Below are 22,243 nucleotides of genomic sequence, written 5' to 3' on the forward strand. Positions count from 1 at the left end.
GGCGGCGGGGCGGCCCGCCGTCGTCGTTCTCACCGGGGGTGCTGACGGGAAAACACAACGGGAGGCAGCCTAAAAGACTGCCTCCCGCGACGTGTTTACGGGGCGTGCCCGCCGAAGATGGCTAGTGCGCCGGCACGGACTCGGATCCTGCTCCCTGAGCGACCGCCTTCGGGTCCGTCAGCTTCTTGTTCGGCAGTGCGAAACTGATCAGGAAGGCGATCCCGGTAAGCGCAGCGGCGGTGAGCATTACGGCGTCGATCGACTGGGCGAAGCCCTCGGTGATGGGCCGGGTGAGCACGGGGTTGGCCGTGTGCAGCCAGCTGGTGTCGTTGAGGGAATCATTGCTGGCGCCGTTCTTGAAGAACTCGTAAAGCTTGGCGTTTGCGGGATCGGCGGCCACGGCGGGATCCTGGAGGACCTTGAGGTAGTCGGCGTTCTGCACCGCGTCCTTCATGCCGGTGGCGATCTTGTCCGCCGCGAGGCTGAACAGCATGGAAATGAAGACGGCGGTTCCCACGGCGCCGCCCATGGAACGGAAGAACGCAGCCGACGAGGTGCCCACGCCCATGTCCTTAGGCGGGACGGAGACCTGCATGGCCAGGGTGAGCGGCTGCATGCAGAAACCCAGGCCCAGGCCGAAGAACACCGCGATCAGGCCGGGAACCCAGAGCCCGGTGTCCACGCCGAGCGAGAAACCCATGACGACGGCGGCCGCCGTCAGGATGGCGGTGCCCAGGATGGGGAAGATCCGGTAGGTGCCCGACGACGAGATGGTGCGGCCGGCAGTGATGGAGCCGAACAGGATGCCCACCGTGAACGTGATCATCATGAGGCCCGCCTCAGTGGGGGTGAGGCCCTTCACCAGCTGCAGGTACATGGGGAGCATGGCGATGGCGCCGAACATGCCGATGCCGATGATGAAGTTCAGCAGCGAGGACAGTCCGAACGTGATGTTCTTGAACAGGCGGAGCGGGATGAGGGCGTAGTCGCCGGCGCGCTTCTCGGCCAGCAGGAACGCAACAATGCCGACGACGCCCAGGCCGTAGCAGACGAAGGAGCTTGTCGAGGTCCAGCCCCAGCTGCGGCCCTGTTCGGCCACGAGCAGCAGGGGAACGATGGCCAGGGTGATGGCGGCGGCGCCCCAGTAGTCGATCTTCTGCTTCATGTGCTTCGCCGGCAGGTGCAGGTACAGGAAAACGACCGCCAGGGCGGCCAGGCCGATGGGGAGGTTGATAAAGAAGACCCAGCGCCAGCCGTCGAAGCCGAGGATGTTTGCAGAGCCGGCGAACGCGCCGCCCACCACGGGGCCGAGCACCGAGGAGATGCCGAAGACGGACATGAAGTAGCCCTGGAACTTGGCCCGGTCCTTGAGCGCAACGATGTCGCCGATGATGGTCAGCGCGAGTGCCAGCAGGCCGCCGGCGCCCATGCCCTGGATGCCGCGGGCGACGGCCAGTTCGGTCATGGAATGCACCGAGCCTGCATACAGCGAGCCGGCCAGGAAGATTACGATCGCGGCCAGGTACAGCGGGCGGCGGCCGAAGATGTCGCTGAGCTTGCCGTACAGCGGCGTGCTCACCGTGGAGGTGATGAGGTACGCCGTGGTGGCCCAGGCCTGCAGTGAGAGGCCGTCGAGGTCGTTGGCGATGGTGTAGATGGACGTGGACACGATGGTCTGGTCCAGCGAAGACAGGAACATTCCGAGCATGAGCCCCACCATGACGGTGATGGTCTGGCGCTTGGTCAGGGCCTCTCCGGGCGCGGGTCCTGCGGTGGTTTTGGACATGGCTGCTCCAGGGTCAGAGAACGGGGGATCGCGATTGATAGTTGCTTTCAGTAACTATATTACTTCCCGTGTTGTTCCCGCTGGCTGAATTTTCTTGCCGCACCCTTCACCGAGAGGTTAGATCCCGGCACTCAGACGCCTCGTAAGCGCCGGGAACTCACGCATCACCGCTCGATCAGGATGCCGTCCGGGTCGCACCAGATAGTGGTACCCGTGCGGATGGTCACGCCGTCGATCAGCAGGTCCACGTCCGTCTCGCCGGCGCCGGCCTTCGCGCTCTTGCGCGGGTTGCTGCCCAGCGCCTTGACGCCGAGAGGCAGTTCCGCAATCGCCTCACGGTCCCGGATGGCGCCGTTGATGACGACGCCGGCCCAGCCGTTTGCCACGGCGCTCGCCGCGATCATGTCCCCCATCAGCGCCGTCCGCAGCGAACCGCTGCCGTCCACCACCAGCACAGCGCCGTTGCCCGGTGAGGCCAGGGTGGATTTGACCAGTGCGTTGTCCTCGAAGCACCGGACAGTCCGGACGGGACCGCTGAAATGGGTGCGGCCGCCGAGCGACTGGAATTGCAGGGCGATGGAGGCCAGCTCCTCGCCGCGTTCGTCGTAGAGGTCGGCCGTGTTGACGGCGGCGGGTTCGGCCGGGCCCTGGCTAACCGTGGGATTGCTGGCGGGGGAAGCGGTCATTGTGGTTCTCCTCGATAGCGGCGTTCGCGGCCATAGCAGCGGTCTGTGATGCCCACGATAGTCTGATTTCACACGATCAAAACCGTTACAAGGGGAGCCTGCCATGAGTCTGTCCGACATTCCCGGTGCAGTTCCCGAGCCTGGATTGGCGGGGCAAAGGGCGGCCACGGCGCTCGCCGAGCCGACTGCCCGGGTCAGGCCGCTGTGGACGACCGGCGTGGTGCTGGTCAACCTGGGCATCAACGCCGCGTTCTTCGGACCGATCCAGGTTCTCCTCGCGCAGCAGGCCGAGCATTTCGACGCCGGCCAGAAGGAAGCCATCCTGGCCCTCGTGACCGGTGCAGGGGCGGCGGTGTCACTGGTGGCGAATCCGCTCTTCGGTGCCTTCAGTGACAAGACAACCTCCCGGTTCGGCCGCCGCGTGCCGTGGGTGCTGGTGGGTGCTGTCCTCGGGGCAAGCGCGCTGATCGGCCTGGCCGGAGCGCCCAACGTTGCCATCATGACCCTTCTTTGGTGCCTGGTGCAGGCCGGCTGCAATGGTGCCTACGCCGCCATCACCGCCGCCATTCCCGACCGCGTCCCCGTGCCGCAGCGCGCCACGGTGGGAGGGCTGGCCGCAATGGGCCAGACGGTGGGTATCCTCATTGGCGCGGTGATTGGCGCCGTCGTCAGCGGAAACTTCGCACTCGGCTACGTGGTCTGCGCAGCTGCCCTGGTGGCCGGCGTGGTGATGTACCTCTTCAGGAATGAGGACGCGCCGCTCCCCGCCGGAACCAGGCCGCAGCTGAACTGGGCAGACTTCCTGCTCGGCTTCATCCGCCCGCTGCGCCACCCCGACTTCGCGTGGGCATGGATCACCCGGCTGCTGGTCAACATCGGCAACCATATGGTCACGCTGTACCTGCTGTTCTTCCTGTCGGACGCCGTACACCTGAAGGAGACAGCGGGGCTCGAGCCTGCCTTCGGCGTGCTGGTGTTGACCGGCCTCTACGCGGTGTTCGTCATCATCACGAGCGTGATCGGCGGGCGGCTCAGCGACCGCACGGGCAAGCGCAAGCCGCTGGTTATCGCGTCCTCGGTCATCATTGCGCTGGCATCCCTGATCCTCGCCTTTGCTCCGACGTGGACCGGCGGCATCGTCGGCGCCAGCGTCCTGGGGATCGGGTTCGGCGCCTACCTCGCGGTGGACTTCGCGCTCATCACCCAGGTCCTGCCCAGTGCGGGGGACCGGGGCAGGGACCTGGGCGTCATCAACATCGCCAACTCCCTGCCGCAGGTCATCGCCCCGGCCCTCGCCTGGCCGTTCGTCACGCTCTGGGGCGGCTACGTGTCGCTCTACGTCGCCGCCGCCGTGATCGGCCTGCTGGGCGCCGTCTTCGTGGTCAAGATCAAGGGCGTCGACTGACCTGACGCCCGTGGCCTGCAGGCGAGCCCCAAACCCCAGTGCCGTATAGTTGAGTCCGAATTGCGGGCAGGACTGGGATGGGGACTCTCCTGGCTGCCGCAGGAATCTCAACCCTCCGGACTGATGATGCTTGAATTAAATCCAGATCTTCCGCCCATGGCCGCCCCTCCGTCCCTGCCCCGGCAGCAGGCCCGCTATGCCCGGATCCTGGACGTCGCGGCCGGCTTCGCCCGCAAGGGCCTCAAATCGGTGACCCTGTCCGAAGTGGCTGCGAAGGCAAACGTTCCCCTTGGCACGCTGTACCGCTACTTCCCGTCCGCCACGCACCTCATGCTGGCGCTGTACCGGCACCAGCTGAGCGAACTCAAGGTGGGCAGCTGGCCGGGTGCCGGAACGGTGCGCATCCATGCCCTGTCCGGTGTGGTGATGGAAATTTTTCATATGCGCGTGATGCAGCCTGCCGTGGAGCAGTGCCTGACCAAGGGCGTGTACGTCAACGACCGGGACACCACGGCGCTGCTGCGTGAGATCGATGCCCTGTCGGAACGGGCTGTCACCGGTGCGAGTGGCGACGCCGCCGTCTCGCGAGTGCTGCTGCTGACCGTCACTGGTCTAGTCCAGTCGGTGCGCTGTCGCCGGTTGTCGCTGTTCGAGGCGGAAGAAGACCTCAAGAAAGCGTGCTCGCTGCTGGTTCCGCGGCCACGATCCATGCGCCACACGGCGTAACTGGTCTAGACCAGTACCCCCTTTTTGCTGCCGTTTCGGTGAATTAGGCCACAAGAACCCCGCAAACCACGTTAAGTGGCCCCTCAGCGGGCAAACAGGCGGCCGCGCAATGTTTACCATTGCAGGACCGGAGTGGCTAGCAACCCGCACCCGCGGGCTTCCGGACGGACCCCCACCCTATGGGCCGTCAGCGAAGCACGCACCTGACCATCTTGAGCTCCAATGCTTGAGCCATACTGTGCCGTGCGCCCACGGCTAGCCCAGGAGACAACGACGTGTCCACTGAAACGATCGCCACCATTGACAACACCGCGGCCGAAGCGCTGACGGAGCAGGAAATCTTCGCGGCCCACGAGGGCGGCAAGCTCTCCATCGCCAGCACCGTCCCCCTCACCAACAAGCGCGATCTTTCCATCGCCTACACACCGGGTGTCGCCCAGGTCAGCCGCGCCATCCACGCCAACCCGGATCTCGCCAAGACCCACACCTGGGCCCAGCGCCTGGTGGTGGTGGTCAGCGACGGAACCGCCGTGCTTGGCCTCGGCAACATCGGCGCCAGCGCATCCCTTCCCGTCATGGAGGGCAAGTCCGCCCTGTTCAAGGCGTTCGGCGAGCTGGACTCCATTCCGCTGGTCCTCAACACCACGGACGTGGACGAGATCGTGGAAACGCTTGTCCGCCTGCGCCCCAGCTTCGGTGCCGTCAACCTCGAAGACGTCTCGGCCCCCCGCTGTTTCGAACTCGAAGAAAAGCTCATCGAGGCCCTGGACTGCCCGGTTATGCACGATGACCAGCACGGCACCGCCGTCGTGGTCCTCGCAGCCCTGACCGGCGCCGCGAAGGTCACCGGCCGCGAGCTCCAAGGCTTGCGCGTCGTGGTTTCCGGCGCCGGAGCCGCTGGCATCGCCGTCGCTGAAATCCTGCTCACGGCCGGCGTCAAGGACGTGGTTCTGCTGGACTCGCGCGGCATCATCAACGCCGAGCGCGCCGACATTGCCGCGGATCCCGCCAGCAAGAAGTCCCAGATGGCGCAGCGCAGCAACCCCCGCGGCATTGCGGGCGGTCCCGGTGAGGCCCTGCTCGGCGCCGACGTCTTCATCGGGGTCTCCTCCTCCAAGTTGGACGAGGAGCACCTCAAGCTGATGAACCACAGCTCCATCGTCTTCGCGCTGTCCAACCCGGACCCCGAAGTGCTGCCCGAGGTTGCCGCCAAGTACGCCGCCGTTGTGGCCACCGGCCGCAGCGACTTCCCCAACCAGATCAACAACGTGCTGGCCTTCCCCGGCATCTTCCGCGGCGCCCTCGACGCGGGCGCCCGCCGCATCACCCCCGCCATGAAGCTTGCTGCAGCCCGCGCCATCGCCGAGCTGGCCGAGGAAGGACTGTCCGCCGACTACATCGTGCCCAGCCCGCTGGACCCGCGGGTGGCACCGGCCGTCACCGCTGCAGTGGCTGCCGCGGCAGCGGAAGACGCCGTCTGACCGGCCGCCAGGGCGGCAGCTGACAACGGCTGACTGAAAGCCCGACGGCGGTGCCTCCCGTGCTGGGGAGGCATCGCCGTCGTCCTTCGCCCGGGAGCGCCCTGAAGAGCCGGAACCCTAGACTGGGGGAATGAATGCCCAGACCGTAGTGACCGTCCTGTGCGGCTTGGCCATCCTGGTGGGCGTGGCCGGCACCGTCATCCCCGTGCTGCCGGGCAGCCTCCTGATCGGGCTGGGCCTTCTCGCCTGGGCCATCTGGGGCGGCGAGGGCGCCACCGGCTGGTTGGTTTTCAGCATCGGCATGGTGTTCGTGCTGGCGGGCATGGCGGCCAGTGCGGTGCTGGCGGCACGCAAGCTCAAGGAACACAGAATCCCCAACCGGAGCGTCGCAGCCGGGATCGTGCTGGGTATCGCGGGCATGTTCATCATCCCCGTCGTGGGCCTGTTCGTGGGGTTCGCCGCCGGACTGCTGCTCAGCGAGACGCAGCGCACCCGCAACTTCCGCACCGCCCTGACCACCAGCTGGGCCGCCCTCAAAGCCACAGGCCTGGGCATCCTCGTGGAGTTTGGCCTGGCCTGCCTGGCCGCGAGCACCTGGGTGATCGGCGTATGGGTGGGCGTGGCTTCGGGCTAGATTCGCGTGGCCACTAGCATGGAGGAATGACCGCCGGGCAGATTCCAGGACCGATCTACCGCGACACCCGTGACCTCACCCCCTTCGGCGCCGGCCAGGTCCGGACGCCCGCGCGGGAATTAGCCGAGGGCGTCGGCGGCCTGATCCACGGGGTGTTGGGCGGCCGGGGCGGGGCCCTGATCAGTGTGGACGGCACGGTGCCCAGGCTCAAGCGCCTCGCCGGCAAGGCGGCCAAGTCCGTCTACGACGCCATCTTCGCCAGCACCGACCCCAACCGGCTGATTGCGGTTGGCCGTGAGTACCCTGGCTGGTCGGGACTTTGCTACGTGATGGCTGGCCTGCTCGCCCACAAGCAGGGCGGCTACCTCCGTGCTGTGGAGCTGCTGCAGCGCGGCCTCACCACCAAGAACGACGACGACGCGAACCAGTTCGCGGCCAGCTACCTGACGCGCGTGGTCACCCGGGTGGAAGTCGCCGAGCGCATCGAGGTCCCCGTGCTGTTCAGCGAGGAATCGGTGTTCCTCGCGTTGTCCCATTCTCTGCGGGAGACGGGGCAGACGGAAGCCGCGCTGGAAGCGCTGGGCATGCTGCCGCCGTCGCTGCCTACCGCCCTGGCGAGGTGCGCGCTGGCCCACACGCTCGGGCGGGACCACGAGGTGGTGGTCTGGACCGAGGGGCTGCTCAACGCCGACGACCTGTCCGCCGCCCTGCTGCTGGTCCGCGCGCGCTCGCTGCGCCGGCTTGGCGCCCACGAGCATGCGCAGCAGGCACTGAAGGAGGTCCTGCGGCGGCGCAAGACCAGCATGGCGCTGCGCAACGACGCCCTGACCGACCGCGCATTGCTGGTGCTGGACAACGGCCGCAAGTCCCTGAACCCGCGCGACTGGCGGCGCCGGCGTGCCGAGCTCGAAACCTTCGAGGTCATCCGCAAGGACGTCGAGGAGCGCAGGCTGTGGGAACAGGAATGGAAGCAGTTCGGCGGGGACTGATGCGATGGCCCGCCGGGCTGGCCCTCGGCGTTGCCGGTTGCGGGCTGGCTCTTGTGGGCGTGGGCCGGCGGCGGTACAACGGACAAATGACCGACGCAATCACGCTGTGGATGGAAAAGTACATCACGGCTTGGACCAGCAATGCTCCCGACGACATCCGGGCGCTGTTCACTCAGGACGCCGTTTACGCGACCAGACCCTATGACCCGGACGCATGGCGGGGCAGTGAGCAGATCGTGGAGCGGTGGCTGGCCTCTGCGGACAAGCCCGAGGACTGGAGGTTCGAGTGGTCCGTGCTCGGAGCCGACGGCGACCTCGCCTTCGTGCAGGGACGCACCACCTATCTCGATGACAGGACCAGCTATGAGAACCTCTGGGTGATACGGCTTGGCCCGGACGGTCGGGCGACGGCGTTTACCGAGTGGTTCATGGAGCGCAAGACCTGAGGTCCCGTGGTGGCCCGGCCGGAAACTAGGCGAGCCTGGCAAGGAGGGGAAGCAGCTGTTCGGAGAGGAGTGCTGCGCCAAGGCCCACCATGATGATGCCGCTGGCGAGGGTCACGGTGCGGGCGGCACCAGGCCGGGACTGAAGCAGCTTCCGGGACAGGAGTGCAACGCAGGTGTAGACGATCGCGGCCAACAGCACGAACGTCAGGCCGAGGAGGCCCGACTGAACAGGCACGGGAAGAGGCGCCTCAGCGCTGACAAACTGCGGCACGAGGGCCAGGTAGAACAGCAGTCCCTTGGGATTGATGCCGCTGGTCCCCATCCCCTGGAGGAAGGTCCGGAGCTGGTTCTGCCCGGGATTGCCGTCGGCGGCCCCTGCGGTGAAGCTTGCACCGCGCCAGGACCTGATGGTCGCAGTTCCGAGCCACAGCAAGTAAGCCGCTCCCGCTATGGTGAGCCAGCCGAGCACTCCCGGCATACCCGCCAGAACAGCCGCCAGCCCGGCGACCATGAGCACTGTGTGGAGTACATAACCGCTGCACAGGCCGGCTACGGCGGGCACAAAGCTCCGGCGCCCCAGCCCCGCCGTGATGGAGTAGGCCCAGTCCACGCCCGGAGTGCAGGCGAGGGCGGTGGCGACGGCCACAAAGGCCAGAAATAGCTGAAGATTCATGGGGCGCTCCTGAGTGGCGGTTACAGGAAAAGCCTAGGCAAATCCCCGCCATAAGTGCTCCCTGATTTCGCGCAAAACCTGGCTCCCGGCGTAAGATTCTTGCGTGATTGACCATATCGACAGAAATATCTTGCGCCATCTGAAAGAGGACGGGCGCATGACGGCCACGGCCCTCGCGGCGAAGGTGGGACTGACGGTGGCGCCATGCCACCGACGGCTCCGCGATCTGGAGGCATCAGGGGTGATCCGCGGCTACAAGGCGGACATTGACCCGGCCGCCGTCGGCCTCGGTTTTGAGGCGATTGTGTTCGTGACGCTCCGCACCGTGGACCAGTCAACGATGGAGATCTTCGAGAACCGCGTTGCTGAGAACCCGAACATCGTAGAGGCACAGCGGCTGTTTGGGTCTCCGGACTACCTGCTCAAGGTGATCGCCGCGGACCTTCCGTCGTACCAGCGCTTCTACGATAGCGAGCTGACTGTCCTTCCCGGAGTGGAACGGCTGACCTCGACGCTGGTGATGAAGAACCTGAAGTCCAACGCCGGGCCGCCCGTATAGATGGCCGGGCCTGACGACGGGCCGCCTTTCCGGGTTAAAAGCGGCCGGCCGCGGAAGGAATCCTCCGCGGCCGGCCCGGTTGTCATCGTTGAACCCTCAGCTCTACTGTCAGTCCTGTCTCAGGAGGATCTGTCAGCGGGGGTTCAGGACGACATTCTGGAATCCCCCGGTTCCAGTGCCTGTGTGAAGCCAGAGCGTGCCGTCGGCCGAAGTGGTGATGACGTTCGGCTTGCCCGTTCCGGCGAAACGTCCCACGCTGGCCAGCGACTGGTACGCGTTCCAGCCCGTGCCGATCTGCTTCCGGGTCAGGAAACTTGAGGCGCCGCTGCCGGGGTAGAGCCAGAGGGTGCCGTCCGCGGTGCGGGCCATCAGGTCGGACTTTCCGTCACCGTTGAAGTCATTCGCTGCAATCACCTGGTTGAAGCCGCCCCACCCCACGCCGATCTGCTTCTTGGTCAGGAATCCGCCCGTGCCGTTGCCGGGGTAGAGCCAGAGCTTTCCGTCGGCCGACTGGCCGATGATGTCGCTCCGGCCGTCACCGGAGAAGTCGCCGGGTGCCAGAATCCGGGTGAACACGTTCCAACCGGTTCCGATCTTCTTCGCGGCCTGAAAATATCCCTTTCCGTCGCTCGGGTAGAGCCACAGCGAGCCGTCCGATCTCGCCGTCACCAGGTCCGGACCGCCGGCGCCGTTGAAGTTTCCTGCGGACACCACCTGGGTGAAACTCTGCCAGCCGACGCCCACCTGCCGGGCAGGCCGGAAGCCGCCGGAGCCGTTGCCGGGCTGCAGCATCAAGGCGCCGTCCGAGGTGCGGGTCAGGACGTCGGGCTTGCCGTCGCCGTCGAAGTCACCTGCCTCCCAGACCTGGGTGTACCGGTTCCAGGCTGTTCCGATGGCCAGCTTGGGTGCGAGGGCGCCGGCTCCGTTTCCGGGGTACGCCGCCAGTGCGCCGGCGCTGCTCGCGGTGAGGACGTCGGTGCGCCCATCGGAGGTGAAGTCCTGGCCGCCGATCAGGTCCGAAGCGCTGCCCCATCCGGTGGCCAGGGTCTTGCGCGGCAGGAAGCCGCCGGTTCCGTTGCCCGGGTAGAGGTATACAGTGCCGTCAGCGCTGCGTGCCAGCACCCCCGCAGTGCCTTGGAGTCCGCCGGCCGCTGCGAGGGCCGTGAAGCCCTGCCATCCTGCCCCGACCTGCTTGGCCGGCAGGAAGTCGCCGGTTCCATTGCCCGGGTACAGCCACAACGATCCGTCGGTCCGCATGGCCAGCAGGTCGGTGGGCTTGTCGCCGTCGAAGTCGCCGGCTGCAACGATGCGCTTGAGGCTGCCCCAGCCACTCGCGATCTGCTTTCGGGCCTGGAAGCCGCCCGTTCCGGTGCCGGGGTACAGCCACAGCACGCCGTCGGACGAGCGTGCAATGAGGTCAGTCTTGCCGTCGCCGTTGAAGTCGCCGTTGCCCAAGACCATGTTGAAGATGTTCCAGCCGACGCCGATCTTAACCGGAGTTCCCACTTTGTTCCCGGCCTGTCCCGCGAGGAGGAACAGTGAGCCGTCGGCTTCCCGTGAGACCACGTCCGCCCGACCGTCTCCGTTGAAGTCGCCGGGGGAAAACTGGATCTTCGTCCTCAGTGCTAGGTCAGCGTTGATGGTCACAGTGGCCGAGTCGGCCGTGACCGCGTTGACGGTCACCAGCGTTCCGGCGTGGGTTCTGAAGGTGCGGCCGGCCTGCCAGGCGTGGTTCGGGCTGTAGTAGCCGCTGAACGGAATGGTCGAAGGCATGAGCGTCAGGGATGACGACGGAGTTGCTCCGCCGCGCTGGACGATTTTCACGCCCCGGTTCCCGGCGTAATCGGAAGCCAGGTAACTGTCGTAGCCCACGGGCTGCCGAAGCTCAAGGTAGTACACCTCGCGGCTTACCGGATCGCTGAACTTCACAGCCCGGTTCGCGAGCGTCCCGCCCCAGGGCCGCAGGGTGTAGCTCTTGACCCCGGATGCCACGCCAAGGTCGCGGACCTCGTCGCCGCGGCCCAGTCCCCTGGCATCCCAGAAGGGTGAGCTGATCACCGGCATGCTGTACCGGGAGGCGCCCATGAGGTCGGTGGTGTCGCCGTACTCCCGGATGTAGCAGGAGGAATCGGCAAACTGGCCGGTGCTGGTGGTGCTGACGTCGTTGATGCCGCTGCCGCACTGCAGCGCGTCCGCATGCATGGAGCCGAGCACGTGGCCGAATTCGTGGGTGAGCACGCTGTTGGTGAAGTTGCTGATCTGCGGCATCAGGACGCGGCCGCTGTTGCCGTTGCTGCTGTAGCCGGCGCCAAGTGCGCCGTAGGAGAGCGTGCCGGTCGGGATGAAGACCACCAGCGCGGTGTTGGCGCCGTACGTCCACTTCAGTTCGGCGGTGATCTTGTTGATGATGTCGTAGTAGGACTGGGACGAAGTGGCGGCGGACTGGTGCCCCGCCAGCCTGCTCGTCACGGTCATGGAGATGCGGCCGCCGGACATCGCCTTCCAGTAGTTACTGGTGGCCACAATCGCCTGGTCCGCCGCGGCCATGGACACGGCGTTCTTGTTGTCGGCCAGCTTGGCCGTCACAAGTTTGACCGTCATGGGAGCGGCCGCCGTTCCTCCGGCTTCCGTCTGGAGGGCAGTCCCGGTGGGCATGCCGGCCATCGGTACTCCCGGTGCCGACTCGTACATGTGGTCCCCGTGCGGGGTTCCGGCCACTTCCTGTGCGGCAGGTCCGTCGGTGGCGGGGTCAGTTGCGGCGAGCGAGGGGCCGGCCGGAAGCGACACGAGCCCAGCCAGGACCAGGAGGCCCGTCACTGAGGCGATTGAGCGGGTAAATGAGCGCATGGAGTTCCTTATTGAGACCGAACCCTGGCGGAGACCTTGGGATGGAGGTGCAACGGCTGCCGGTTGTGACCGCTACAGCGAATGCTGAATCAGGCTACAGTCGGCGCCGCAGCACGACCGGCAGATTATCCGCAGTTTTGTCCAATGGTTTGCGCAGGATCGGCGTGGCGCGTTCGGGCGCGCCGTCAGTCGCTCAGCAACCCGGTGGTCCGGTAAGGAATGACCTCGCGCAGGAACATGCTGGTGGAGGTCCGGACTATCCCGGGGCAGAGCCGGATCTCTTCGGAAACCCGGTACAGATCGTCCGGGCTCGTGGCCACCACCCGGATCAGCAGGTCCGTGTCGCCGGCCGGCGCATGGCACTCCAGCACCTCCGGAATTTTCCGCAAGGCAGCAATGGCTTCATTGAGGTGGCTCTGGTCGAGTTCGGCACTGACCGCCGCCGCAACTCCCCGGCCAAGCGCCGCGGGGAGCACCCGGCTGCTGTTGGGCCGGAGGGCCCCCGACGCCGTCATCCGCTCCAGGCGCGACTGCACGGTTCCGCGGGCCAGCCCAAGGCGCTGGGCCAGCACCATGATGGGCAGTCTGGGATCGTCGTCGAGAGCGGCGAGGATCCGCCGGTCCGTGGCGTCAAGCTGCTGCAATCTGATCACTCCCTGTCTGTGGATTGTTCCCAACTTGGTCAGATTGACCACTACGCGGAGGGGCTGTTGCGCCTACTGTATGGCTTCTGCTCAAATTGTGGCAACAAGGCAACGGCTACCGCCGGAACCCGCAGGCTACAGGACCCCCGGCACACCACCCGGTCCCCTGGAGACGCTTCCCGCAAAGAGGCCGCCGCTGATTGACACTTGTTCACGCATCGTCTTTCCGCAAGCAGTGCCAAGGTTTCGTGGAACTGAGTTCCGACGCCCGGAGCCGGCACGGCAAGAGCCCCTGAGCCACCGAGCCCCGTTTCACCGGGAGTGCGCGGTAGCTGAGGGGCTCTTGTGGTGTTCCGGCATAGGCTGGAGGACATGAGTAGCGCCGGCCGTTTCGCCCCCAGTCCGTCCGGCGAACTGCATGTGGGCAATCTTCGGACGGCCATGTTGGCCTGGCTGTTCGCCCGGTCCACCGGACGGCGGTTCCTGCTCCGCGTCGAGGACCTGGACCGGGCCCGCGCCGGGGCGGAGGCGAAGCAGCTCAGCGATCTGGAGGCCATCGGCGTGAGCTGGGACGGCGCCGTCGTGCGTCAAACCGACCGCGAGCCGCTGTACACGGAAGCCATCAGCCGGCTCGCGGCGGCCGGGCTCACCTATGAGTGTTTCTGCACGCGCCGGGAGATCCAGGAGGCACCCTCCGCACCGCATGCCCCCCAGGGTGCCTATCCGGGAACCTGCCGGAACCTCCCGACGGCGGAACTCGAGTCCAAGCGATCGGAGCGCCCCGCCGCCGTCCGCCTGCGTTCGGCCGTGACCGAATGGGCGGTGGAGGACACCCTGCACGGCGTCTTTACCGGTGTTGTGGACGACTTCGTGCTGCGCCGCAACGACGGCGTGACCGCCTACAATCTTGCGGTGGTCGTGGATGATGCCGAGCAGGGCATAGATCAGGTGGTCCGCGGCGACGACCTCCTGCCATCGACGCCCCGGCAGGCATATCTAGCGTTCCTCCTGAATATGCCCGTGCCGGAATATGCCCATGTGCCGCTGGTGGTGAATGCCGACGGCGCGCGGCTGGCGAAGCGCGACGGCGCCGTCACGCTGGCCGACCTTGCATCGGCCGGCGTTCCCGCGGATGCTGTCCGCCGGACGATCCTGGACTCCCTGGGTCTGCCGGGCGCCTCCCTGGACTCCGCGCTGTCGGAGTTCGACCCGGCCGCCCTGCCGCGTCAGCCGTGGATCTGGCCGGGCATGTAGTTGGCTTCAGTGGGTACGCTGGGGTTATGCCAGAACAAGGACCACTCGAAGCACGATTCACCGTAGAGACCGCCAAGGTCCTTGCCGAAGTGGCGCATAACCGCCAGAAGGACAAGCTCAAGCGTCCGTACCGGGAGCACGTGCTTGCCGTGGGCGATGCGCTCGCCGATTTCGACGACGACATCCGGATCGCCGGGTACCTGCACGACATCGCCGAGGACACTCCCATGACCCGGCAAGCGCTGCTGGACATGGGCGTCTCTGACCGGGCCGTGGGCATCATTGAGCGCGTGACCAAGCGCCTGCACGACAACCCGGACGACTACCAGGCCGGCATCCGCTTCATCGCCGAGGACCACGACGCCACGCTGGTGAAAATCGCCGACAATGCGCACAACTCCCTGCCGGAACGCGTGCAGGCACTGGCGGAAAAATGGCCGGACAAACCGCCCGTCACCCGCTACGCCGATGCCCGGCCGGTGCTGTACGCGGCCGTTGCCGAGCCGGAGATCCGCAAGATCCTCGAACGCATCAACCCGTTCCTGCTGCCGGAGCTTGACGACATGCTGGACGAGGCGGACGACACCGACTACGAGACGCTGTCCTACGAGACTGTCCCGGCAGTGGAGCCAATCGAGCCAGTGGAACCGCTCGCATCGCTGGCTGAGCCGTCCGGGACGCTGCCGGTCGAGCCCGTCGAGACCCGCAGGGACTGAAGCGAGGCTCAGGAGGACGGGTGCGGTGCCTTGGCCTGCTGCTCCAGCGTGTCCATTGCCTCCTGGAGCCGTTCGGTGCCGCGGCGCTCATCAATCACAATCGAGGCGCCCAGCGCCAGGACAATCACGAGCAGGCACGCGGGCACGGAAACCCCTGCGGCGGCAAGGGCCACGGTGCCGGCGAGCACCATCACGACGCCCGCTGCGACGGCGATGACTGTGCGGTCGATGCACGTCATGACGCTAAAGAGCGCCGTGAGCGAGATTTTGAAGAGCGCCACGGGCACGGCGATGCTGGCGACGGCGACGGCGGCGCTGATGTGGGCCTCATGGTCAATGTAGAACGCCGCGACGTGCAGCCCTGCCCCTGTGGCGGCAATGGCAGCAAAGATGAAAATGTGCCCGTAGCCGAAAAAGAACGACCGGTGCCGCTGGAGGTGGAGCGCCCGGCCGGCGGGCAGGATGAAGTAGATCCACCACATGCCGAAGGCCAGCGCCGTGCCGCCGAATCCGACCAGGGCCGCATCCAGGGTCCAGCCGTGGTTGGCCACAATGGCCCGGAGCGTTTCGATCGCGCCGATCAGGCACTCGCCCAGGGCGATGATGGCCAGCAGTCCGTAGCGCTCCGCAATGTGGTGCGCATGCCACGGCGTCCTGGCCTGGCGCTCGGCAACATAGGGGGCGGCCATCTCCAGCACGAACAGGGGCGTGGCCATGAGGAAGGTGGCGAGGACATCCGCCTGGACAATGAGCACAGCGATCCAGCCGAGCTGAACGGCGCCGAGGTATTTGGCGTAGCGGAGGCAGGTCTGGCGGCGTGCAGGGTCCTGCCGCGCGGCGCGGAGCCATTGGAACACCAAGGCCAGCCGCATGATCACATAGCCGCCAACCATCACCGCGTTGTCCACATGATGCCCCTCCACCAGTGAGTGGAACATCGGTTCGATCCCCATCGCCAGGATGAGGACACCCAGCAGCTGGACCATCGTAACAATCCGGAACACCCAGTCATCGGTGTCGTAAGCGCTGGCGAACCAGGTGAAGTTGATCCACGCCCAGATCACGGCAAACATGGCGAAGGAGAAGCCCAGCAGACCGGCACCGAAGTGTGCCTCCGCGATCTCGTGGGCGAACTGGCTGCCGGCCACGCCGAAGGCAATGACAAATGTCAGGTCGAAGAACAGCTCCAGGGGCGTCGCGGTCCTGTGCAGCTCGTGGGGGTCGCGGCCGCCCATCCGGGCCACCGCATGCCGCAGGGGGTTATGGGACATGGCTCAAAGAGTACGCCAGGGACGCCAGCCGCTCCAGACAAGCCCGGCCGCGCCGGACAATCAGGAGGGCTGAAGGGCGGCAGCGAGCCCGAACCGGACTCCGGCGCGCCAGAGCAGGCCGATGTAGACGAGGTCGAAGACGCTGCAGAGGGCCCCGACACCGAGGACCAGGGGCGAGTTCCCAAACCAGCCGAAGACGATGGTGGGCGCCAGCGTCCCGATCCACTTGGCCACGGCGATCAGCAGGGACTGGGCCCTTGGCCCGCCCCGGGAAACGAACATGGCGATGAACAGCCCGGACATCAGCAGGTTCTGGAGGAAGGCGGCGTAGCGGGCGGCGTCCTCCCAGCCGAATTCCACAACGAAGAGCCACTGCACGGCGAATGACGCGATGCCGAGCAGTACGGCCCATCCGACAAAGAGCTTCTGCGAGACCCAGGGCGGCAGTTCGGACCTGCCGAACCTGAAGAAGGTGTACAGGATCAGGACGTCGGCCAGGCCCCAGACGATGTTGAAGACGCCTTGCGCGGTGATTCCTGTGGCCACGGAATGCGACGCATGGATGACTTCCCAGGCGAAGTTCAGCCCCAGCGCCGCTGCCGGAATGGCATAGCTCCGGTCCCTGAACCCGATCCGGATGGCGTCAACGTAGACCACGGTCCAGGCCAGCCCGCTCAGGATCGTCAGGAACAGGATCACTTCGCCCCCTACACCCGGCCCAGGGCCTCTATGTCCTCAAGGAACAGCTCGTGGACCTCCTGGCTCACGGTGGTGCGCGTCTCGCCAATCGCGTCGAGGTAGTCCTCCGTGGCCGGCCCCTTCCGGACGGCCTCACGGACGGAAACGGTGCCCCCGGACGCCAGCCCGCCGTCGTCGTACACTGCTTTTTCCAGGGCACGCTGGGAGGCGCTGCGGGCCGCATACTCGATGTCCGCGGGGGAGAAGCCTTCGGTGCGGTCCACGAGGAGTTCCACGTCCACGTCGTCCACCACAGCGGCGGGGATGAAGCGCTGCCACATGGCTTCGCGGGCCTGGCGGTCCGGCAGACCGATGGGGATCACGTAGTCGAACCGGCCGTGGCGCAGGAACGCGGTGTCCAGGGCGCGGATGAAGTTGGTGGCGCAGACCAGCAGGCGGCCGGGCTGTTCGCGGAAGGCCGGGATGATCTTGAGAAGCTCGTTGGTGACACCCTGCAGCGGCGACGGCGGCTCACCCGAACGCTGGGAGGCGATCTCCTCCACCTCGTCGATGAACACCACGGCGTGCTCCAGCTCGGCGATCTCCAGGAACGTCTCGCGCAGCGCGCCGGCGAGGCCTTTGGGATCGGACGCCAGCCGGGACGGGAACACTTCCACGAACGGCCACTCCAGCCGGGAGGCGATCGCCTTCGCGAAGGTCGTTTTGCCGGTACCCGGCGGGCCGAAAAGCACGACGGCGCGCGGCGGGACCACGCCGTATTCATCGGCGAGGTCGGCCTCGGCCAGGGGGAGGACCAGGCGCCGCTCCAGCAGTTCCTTCTCGCGCCGCATGCCGGCCACGTTCTCCCACAGATCCCGGGCGAGGACGCGTCCGCCGAGCAGGCCGAGGGGCTCGAGCTCCTGGCGCTGGACGGGAATGGTCCGTTCGAAGTAGCGGAGGTTCTTCTTGAGCACGAACCCCCGGCTCAGGAACGCCTCCACCCGCGTTTCGGATTCGGGCATGAGGGCGGACAGCTTGTTCAGCCCGTGCGGCGCCATGCGGTTTTCGACGGCGGCCAGCAGCGAGGTGCCGATCCCGCGGCCGCGGTACTCGGGCAGCGTGGCCAGGAAGACGATCCAGCCCTGGTCGTGCGCGGCGCGTCCGACGGCGGCGCCCACCACCTGGTCGCCCTGCACTGCCACGACGGCGTGGTCTTTTTCGCAGGACGCAAGCACCTCGGAGAGCGCGTAGACGGGTTCGACGTTGGTGGCCTTGAGCGATTCCCAGAGATGCAGGATGCCGTCCAGGTCCGCTGAATGGAAATCCCTGATCCGCCAGTTGGTCATGAAGTGTCTCCCGTGTGGTTCGTCGCTGAGCCAGGTTGAGCTTGTCTGCTGAGCATATGCGAACCGGCCGCGCAGGAGGTTGCGGCGGCGTTGCGTTACGGCGATGGGGCTGAGCGGGCCGTAGGACTAGGCCTTTGTCTCGCCCTTTCCCTTGGAACCCTTCCAGAGGTGGTGGGTGCGGTGGCCGCGCTCGGAATGCACCACCAGGACCGGGCAGTCAGCGTGCGAAACACAGGCTGAACTGACTGATCCCAGGTGCATGCCCATGAACCCGCCATGGCCGCGCCGTCCAACCACCATCATGCGCGCGCCTGTGCCTGCCTCCACCAGTTTTTCCGCCGCCGGGCCGCGGATCAGGTCCTGGCTCAGGCCGTCAGGGGCGTTCGCCCCGAAGGCCTTGTCGAGAGCTTCCTGCAGGGTCTTGGCGGCAGCCGCCTCGAACGCGGCGAAGTCCGGCGGCACATAGCCGGCGTACATTTGCGGGAAATCCCAGCACGCTACTGCGTGCACCCGGGCGTCCAGGGCGGGGGCAAGCCGGGCTGCGAGGCGCAGCGCCTCTATCGAGGAGTCCGAGCCGTCGACGCCGACGACTACTTTGCCTTCTGTATCCATCATTGTTCTCCTTTGAAAAGTGGATCCTTGACTGTGCGCGTCAGTGCGGCGAGGGCTTGTGCAGCGCTACACCCGCCGGCCCGGCATCGCGGAACCGGGCGTCGATCTGCACCACGTCCCGCCCGGCCCTCTGCAGCAGGCTGGCCGCTACGCCGGCGCGGTATCCCGTGGCGCAGTGTACCCAGATTTTCCCGGCCGGAAGCTCGCCTAGCCGTGCCAGCAGCTCATGCAGCGGCACGTTCACCGCCCCGGCGAGGTGCGACGCGGCGAACTCGTCCGTGCGCCGCACGTCCAGCACCGGTTCATCCGCGGGCTTTTCATGCACGACGGCGGCCCAGCCGGCCCGCGGGTAGGAGGCCACGGGGGCGCCGGGAGCAAGCGCGTCCGGCTCGGTGCCGACGGCGGCGTCCGGGCGGTCGATGCCGATCCGCGAGAGGTCGCGGACGGCATTGTGCAGGTCGTCCCGGCTGCCGACGAGCGTCAGCTTCTCGCCCCAGGGCAGGACCCAGCCAAGATACGAACTGAAGCTCGACCCGGACCCGTATTCGAAGCTGACGCTACCCCGGAGGTGGCTGCTGGCGAAGGCCATGCGGCGGCGGAGATCCACTACCCATTCGCCGTTCGACAGCCGTGTGGCCAGCTCACCGGCATCCATGGATTCCGGCAGGCTCAGGTCCGCAGGCCCGGGGCCCGTCAGGTTGATTGGTGCCATGTGCGCGTAGTAGGACGGGAAGGCCGAGAGGTTGGCCATGAGTTCAGCGAGAAAGTGCTCCGGATCAGGGTCGGTCAGCGCGTGGTTGGTGGCGAGCTGTTCGCCGATGGTCGAGGAGCCCGCGCCGGTGGAGGGTCCTGCCGAGCAGAACGATCCGAAGCCGTGCGTCGGGAACAGCCCGGCCCGGGGACCCGCTTCATCAGCCAGCCGGCGGACCGAGGCATACTGGTCGCGCGTCAGCCCGGCGGTGTCTGCGGGGCCAAGCAGATCGGTCCGTCCCACCGAACCGTAGAGCAGGCTTCCCCCCGAGAACACAGCCTGTTCCCCCTCAGGGGTCGTGACGATGTAGGACAGGTGGGTGTGAGTGTGCCCGGGAGTGGCCACGGCACGGAGTGAGAGCCTGCCGATCTGCACGGTCTGGCCATCAGCGATCGGATCCCGTTCGAACGCCACCGAATCCTCTGCATTGACCAGGTATTTTGCGCCGTGGGCGCGGGCAAGGATCAGGCCGCCGGTGAGGTAATCGTTGTGCACGTGGGTTTCGGCCACGTGGGTGATGCGCACGCCGGCCCTTCGAGCGGCGTCCTCGATGCGGTCGGTGTCGCGCTGGGCGTCGATCACCAAGGCCACGCTGCCGTCATGGACCAGATAGCTGCGGTCCCCGAGCTGCGGGGTCTCGATGACGACAATGTCCATGAGCCGGTCCTTCGACATTCCCGGGCGGCGCCGGCCGGTCGCCTGCCGTGCCCCGGATGCCTCAATCGTAGGCCGATCGGCGGCAGAAAGGTTTTAAACCCCGCTATGCCGGCGGACACGTGAGCCAGGGGCAGGAATCAGGCGGTCGGCTTGATGTTCTGGTTGACGTGGAACAGGTTGCCAGGATCGTACTTGGCCTTGACCTGGGCGAGCCGGGCATAGTTGCCCGCGTAATTTTCTTCGATATGTGGCTGGTCGTCGGCGTCGAGGAAGTTCACGTAGCCCGCGCCGGACCCGAGGGGGTGGAGCTCGGCATAGTAGTCCCGCACCCACTTGGTGTTCGCCACGTTGTCGGCGGGATCCTCCCACATGCCGGCGATGGCCACGGCGAAGTTGACGTCCCTGTATGGAAACGCGGTCTCGTCCTGCCCGACGCGGTGGACGGCGCCGTTGATGGGGTAGTAGTGGTTTGCGGTCTGAAGGCTTGGGATGCCTTCGCCGAATTTCTGCGCGACCCTGATGGCGTCATCACTCAGCCGGGCCAGGAACTCGGCCTTCCAGTAGGCCTGGAGGCCTTTCGGCAGCATGGGATCGAAGAGCGTGTTCAGCACCGTGTAGGGGAGTGGCCCGACAAACGATCCGGCCACGGGTGCCACATCCAGGAACTGCTGCCACTGCCGCTCGCCCTCGTCGTGAGGGCCAGTCCAGCCGCCTACCAGCACAACCACTGGCTTCCCGTGGTACTCCTCGGGCAGGAACGGGACCGGCGGGCCCTGGTGGAACCCGAGGAAGAGGCCCATTTCCTCGGGGGCAGTGGCGATGTAATCCCGGTAGAGGCGGGCCACGGCGTCGGCGTGCTCCAGGAGGTAGATGATCACCCCGCCGTAGAGAATGTCCACGGGGTGCAGATTGAACTCAAGGGAAGTCACGACGCCGAAGTTGCCGGTGCCTCCGCGGAGCGCCCAAAAGAGGTCCTCGTTCTCGGTGGCGCTCGCGACGAGGAACTTCCCCTCCGCCGTGACCACGTCAGCGGACTTCAGGTTGTCGCAGGATAGCCCGTACTTTCTGGCGAGGTAGCCGATGCCGCCGCCAAGGGTCAGCCCGGCGACGCCCGTCGAACCGATGATGCCGCCGGTGGTGGCGAGTCCGAACACGCTGGTGGCGTGATTGAAGTCAGCCCACGTGGTTCCGGCCTCGGCCCGGGCCGTGGCGCTGGCCGGATCCACCCGCACGCCGCGGCAGTCCGTGAAGTCGACCACCAGGCCGCCGTCGCAGGTGCCGAAGCCGGGGGCGCTGTGGCCACCGCCGCGGAGTGCGAGGTCGAGGCCCTCGTCGCGGGCAAAATTCACTGCCGCCATGACGTCTGCCACCTGCGAAACACGCAGTATGGCTGCCGGACGTTTGTCGATCATGCCGTTGTACACGGCCCGGGCGGCGTCGTAATCCGCGTGGTCAGAAGTGATGACCTGGCCCCGCACTTTGTCCTGCAGGGCCTGGAACGAGCTGTTGTCCATGGTGAACTCCAATGCGCCCTGATCATGCCTGCATGATCAGGTCTGGGCACGGCACTCGGCGGCCGTGCCGGACGACTAGTGTGCAGCCGACGCAGTACCCGGATGGGGCATGTCTGCAGCGGCGGAGACCGGATGCACCGGAGCGCCGCGCATGTCCTGGCGCTCAGCTGCCCCGGCGTGATTGTCTAAACGGTTGCCCGCCGGGCTGCCGGCGGGCGGATGCCGGTGTCAGCACGTCATTAGACTGCCCGGCTAGTCGTAAGTTACGCCCGCCCCATTCGGCGGTCAATAAGCAGAAATGCCGACGGCGGCACCCCGGTTCCGTCAGAACGGAACCTGGGTGCCGCCGTCGTGATTCAGGAAGCCCGCCTCTCGCTAATTGGGGGAGCTAGATACGGTCAGCGGCGCCGGGACCCGGGCGGTTGGCGATGACGGGGGACATGCCGGTGAAGCCGTCGCGGGCTTCGGCGATTTCGTGGATTTGTTTGCGGCAGGCGTACCAGCCGGCGACCATGAGGGCGCAGGCGACGAGGGTGACCAGGAGGGTGAGGGGGGAGTCGATGAAGAC

At 66.6% G+C, this 22,243-nt stretch carries 20 protein-coding genes and 1 pseudogene; 9 read left to right on the forward strand and 12 right to left on the reverse strand.

The features are described 5' to 3' along the window. Window positions 1–121 precede the first annotated feature (121 nt). Together AC1DDG_RS17825 and rraA are read right to left on the reverse strand one after the other, a co-directional pair. Window positions 122–1,786, reverse strand: coding sequence for an MDR family MFS transporter (locus tag AC1DDG_RS17825; protein WP_476877102.1), 1,665 nt, complete (start codon window positions 1,784–1,786; stop codon window positions 122–124). 164 nt (window positions 1,787–1,950) lie between these two features. Next, window positions 1,951–2,472: a ribonuclease E activity regulator RraA gene (gene rraA, locus AC1DDG_RS17830; protein WP_476877103.1), complete on the reverse strand. Its 522-nt coding sequence runs from the start codon at window positions 2,470–2,472 to the stop codon at window positions 1,951–1,953. A 103-nt stretch (window positions 2,473–2,575) separates the two neighbouring features. On the opposite strand from rraA, the gene AC1DDG_RS17835 reads away from it, so the two are divergent. The 6 genes from AC1DDG_RS17835 (at window position 2,576) to AC1DDG_RS17860 (ending at window position 8,153) form a co-directional block, all read left to right on the forward strand. After that, the gene (locus tag AC1DDG_RS17835; RefSeq protein ID WP_476877104.1) at window positions 2,576–3,877 is read left to right on the forward strand and encodes an MFS transporter; all 1,302 of its coding nucleotides are present in this window, start codon (window positions 2,576–2,578) and stop codon (window positions 3,875–3,877) included. A 126-nt stretch (window positions 3,878–4,003) separates the two neighbouring features. Continuing rightward, window positions 4,004–4,603, forward strand: coding sequence for a TetR/AcrR family transcriptional regulator (locus AC1DDG_RS17840; protein WP_230119898.1), 600 nt, complete (start codon window positions 4,004–4,006; stop codon window positions 4,601–4,603). A gap of 275 nt (window positions 4,604–4,878) precedes the next feature. Next, on the forward strand, window positions 4,879–6,084 hold the full coding sequence (locus AC1DDG_RS17845; protein ID WP_476877105.1) for an NAD(P)-dependent malic enzyme: 1,206 nt from the start codon (window positions 4,879–4,881) through the stop codon (window positions 6,082–6,084). 130 nt (window positions 6,085–6,214) lie between these two features. Beyond that, a complete protein-coding gene (locus AC1DDG_RS17850) occupies window positions 6,215–6,718 on the forward strand; it encodes a DUF456 domain-containing protein (protein ID WP_476877106.1) in 504 nt (167 codons plus the stop codon). A 26-nt stretch (window positions 6,719–6,744) separates the two neighbouring features. Then, entirely contained in the window at window positions 6,745–7,707 is a 963-nt protein-coding gene (locus AC1DDG_RS17855) for a tetratricopeptide repeat protein (RefSeq protein ID WP_476877107.1), read from the forward strand. A gap of 86 nt (window positions 7,708–7,793) precedes the next feature. After that, a complete protein-coding gene (locus AC1DDG_RS17860) occupies window positions 7,794–8,153 on the forward strand; it encodes a nuclear transport factor 2 family protein (RefSeq protein WP_476877108.1) in 360 nt (119 codons plus the stop codon). 25 nt (window positions 8,154–8,178) lie between these two features. Here AC1DDG_RS17860 and AC1DDG_RS17865 read toward each other — a convergent pair whose 3' ends face one another. Then, a complete protein-coding gene (locus tag AC1DDG_RS17865; protein WP_476877109.1) occupies window positions 8,179–8,826 on the reverse strand; it encodes a LysE family translocator in 648 nt (215 codons plus the stop codon). A 103-nt stretch (window positions 8,827–8,929) separates the two neighbouring features. On the opposite strand from AC1DDG_RS17865, the gene AC1DDG_RS17870 reads away from it, so the two are divergent. Next, entirely contained in the window at window positions 8,930–9,385 is a 456-nt protein-coding gene (locus AC1DDG_RS17870) for an Lrp/AsnC family transcriptional regulator (protein WP_230119868.1), read from the forward strand. A gap of 132 nt (window positions 9,386–9,517) precedes the next feature. Here the strand turns inward: AC1DDG_RS17870 and AC1DDG_RS17875 are convergent, their stop codons facing one another. Further along, window positions 9,518–12,232 (reverse strand): FG-GAP repeat domain-containing protein, encoded by a 2,715-nt coding sequence (locus AC1DDG_RS17875; protein WP_476877110.1) that lies wholly within the window; start codon window positions 12,230–12,232, stop codon window positions 9,518–9,520. A 185-nt stretch (window positions 12,233–12,417) separates the two neighbouring features. After that, window positions 12,418–12,876 carry an Lrp/AsnC family transcriptional regulator gene (locus tag AC1DDG_RS17880; protein ID WP_476877119.1) on the reverse strand — a complete coding sequence of 153 codons (459 nt, stop codon included), beginning with the start codon at window positions 12,874–12,876 and terminating at the stop codon, window positions 12,418–12,420. Window positions 12,877–13,248: 372 nt separating this feature from the next. Between AC1DDG_RS17880 and gluQRS the strand changes: the two genes are divergently transcribed. Together gluQRS and AC1DDG_RS17890 are read left to right on the forward strand one after the other, a co-directional pair. Beyond that, window positions 13,249–14,130: a tRNA glutamyl-Q(34) synthetase GluQRS gene (gluQRS, locus tag AC1DDG_RS17885; RefSeq protein WP_476877111.1), complete on the forward strand. Its 882-nt coding sequence runs from the start codon at window positions 13,249–13,251 to the stop codon at window positions 14,128–14,130. Window positions 14,131–14,156: 26 nt separating this feature from the next. After that, complete coding sequence (locus tag AC1DDG_RS17890) at window positions 14,157–14,846, forward strand: HD domain-containing protein (RefSeq protein WP_476877112.1); 690 nt, start codon at window positions 14,157–14,159, stop codon at window positions 14,844–14,846. A gap of 8 nt (window positions 14,847–14,854) precedes the next feature. On the opposite strand, the gene AC1DDG_RS17895 is transcribed toward AC1DDG_RS17890, so the two are convergent. The 7 genes and pseudogenes from AC1DDG_RS17895 to AC1DDG_RS17925 form a co-directional block, all read right to left on the reverse strand. Further along, on the reverse strand, window positions 14,855–16,117 hold the full coding sequence (locus AC1DDG_RS17895; protein WP_476877113.1) for a low temperature requirement protein A: 1,263 nt from the start codon (window positions 16,115–16,117) through the stop codon (window positions 14,855–14,857). A gap of 60 nt (window positions 16,118–16,177) precedes the next feature. Further along, a complete protein-coding gene (locus AC1DDG_RS17900) occupies window positions 16,178–16,816 on the reverse strand; it encodes a transmembrane-type terpene cyclase (RefSeq protein WP_476877114.1) in 639 nt (212 codons plus the stop codon). An 8-nt stretch (window positions 16,817–16,824) separates the two neighbouring features. Continuing rightward, the gene (locus AC1DDG_RS17905; RefSeq protein WP_476877115.1) at window positions 16,825–18,141 is read right to left on the reverse strand and encodes an ATP-binding protein; all 1,317 of its coding nucleotides are present in this window, start codon (window positions 18,139–18,141) and stop codon (window positions 16,825–16,827) included. A 126-nt stretch (window positions 18,142–18,267) separates the two neighbouring features. Further along, the gene (locus AC1DDG_RS17910) at window positions 18,268–18,756 is read right to left on the reverse strand and encodes a universal stress protein (protein WP_476877116.1); all 489 of its coding nucleotides are present in this window, start codon (window positions 18,754–18,756) and stop codon (window positions 18,268–18,270) included. A 37-nt stretch (window positions 18,757–18,793) separates the two neighbouring features. After that, a complete protein-coding gene (locus tag AC1DDG_RS17915) occupies window positions 18,794–20,161 on the reverse strand; it encodes an MBL fold metallo-hydrolase (protein ID WP_476877117.1) in 1,368 nt (455 codons plus the stop codon). Between the two features lie 137 nt (window positions 20,162–20,298). Further along, window positions 20,299–21,675 carry an FAD-binding oxidoreductase gene (locus AC1DDG_RS17920; protein ID WP_476877118.1) on the reverse strand — a complete coding sequence of 459 codons (1,377 nt, stop codon included), beginning with the start codon at window positions 21,673–21,675 and terminating at the stop codon, window positions 20,299–20,301. Between the two features lie 388 nt (window positions 21,676–22,063). Further along, window positions 22,064–22,243: pseudogene (locus tag AC1DDG_RS17925) on the reverse strand (amino acid permease); the annotation flags it as partial.

This window comes from Arthrobacter sp. 10L430 (assembly GCF_056395245.1).

Excerpts from the sequence above, each read along its gene's own strand:
- AC1DDG_RS17825 (WP_476877102.1), bottom strand. The coding sequence starts at position 1,786 with ATGTCCAAAACCACCGCAGGACCCGCGCCCGGAGAGGCCCTGACCAAG.
- rraA (WP_476877103.1), bottom strand. The coding sequence starts at position 2,472 with ATGACCGCTTCCCCCGCCAGCAATCCCACGGTTAGCCAGGGCCCGGCC.
- AC1DDG_RS17835 (WP_476877104.1), top strand. The coding sequence starts at position 2,576 with ATGAGTCTGTCCGACATTCCCGGTGCAGTTCCCGAGCCTGGATTGGCG.
- AC1DDG_RS17840 (WP_230119898.1), top strand. The coding sequence starts at position 4,004 with ATGCTTGAATTAAATCCAGATCTTCCGCCCATGGCCGCCCCTCCGTCC.
- AC1DDG_RS17850 (WP_476877106.1), top strand. The coding sequence starts at position 6,215 with ATGAATGCCCAGACCGTAGTGACCGTCCTGTGCGGCTTGGCCATCCTG.
- AC1DDG_RS17855 (WP_476877107.1), top strand. The coding sequence starts at position 6,745 with ATGACCGCCGGGCAGATTCCAGGACCGATCTACCGCGACACCCGTGAC.
- AC1DDG_RS17860 (WP_476877108.1), top strand. The coding sequence starts at position 7,794 with ATGACCGACGCAATCACGCTGTGGATGGAAAAGTACATCACGGCTTGG.
- AC1DDG_RS17865 (WP_476877109.1), bottom strand. The coding sequence starts at position 8,826 with ATGAATCTTCAGCTATTTCTGGCCTTTGTGGCCGTCGCCACCGCCCTC.
- AC1DDG_RS17875 (WP_476877110.1), bottom strand. The coding sequence starts at position 12,232 with ATGCGCTCATTTACCCGCTCAATCGCCTCAGTGACGGGCCTCCTGGTC.
- gluQRS (WP_476877111.1), top strand. The coding sequence starts at position 13,249 with ATGAGTAGCGCCGGCCGTTTCGCCCCCAGTCCGTCCGGCGAACTGCAT.
- AC1DDG_RS17890 (WP_476877112.1), top strand. The coding sequence starts at position 14,157 with ATGCCAGAACAAGGACCACTCGAAGCACGATTCACCGTAGAGACCGCC.
- AC1DDG_RS17895 (WP_476877113.1), bottom strand. The coding sequence starts at position 16,117 with ATGTCCCATAACCCCCTGCGGCATGCGGTGGCCCGGATGGGCGGCCGC.
- AC1DDG_RS17905 (WP_476877115.1), bottom strand. The coding sequence starts at position 18,141 with ATGACCAACTGGCGGATCAGGGATTTCCATTCAGCGGACCTGGACGGC.
- AC1DDG_RS17910 (WP_476877116.1), bottom strand. The coding sequence starts at position 18,756 with ATGATGGATACAGAAGGCAAAGTAGTCGTCGGCGTCGACGGCTCGGAC.
- AC1DDG_RS17915 (WP_476877117.1), bottom strand. The coding sequence starts at position 20,161 with ATGGACATTGTCGTCATCGAGACCCCGCAGCTCGGGGACCGCAGCTAT.
- AC1DDG_RS17920 (WP_476877118.1), bottom strand. The coding sequence starts at position 21,675 with ATGGACAACAGCTCGTTCCAGGCCCTGCAGGACAAAGTGCGGGGCCAG.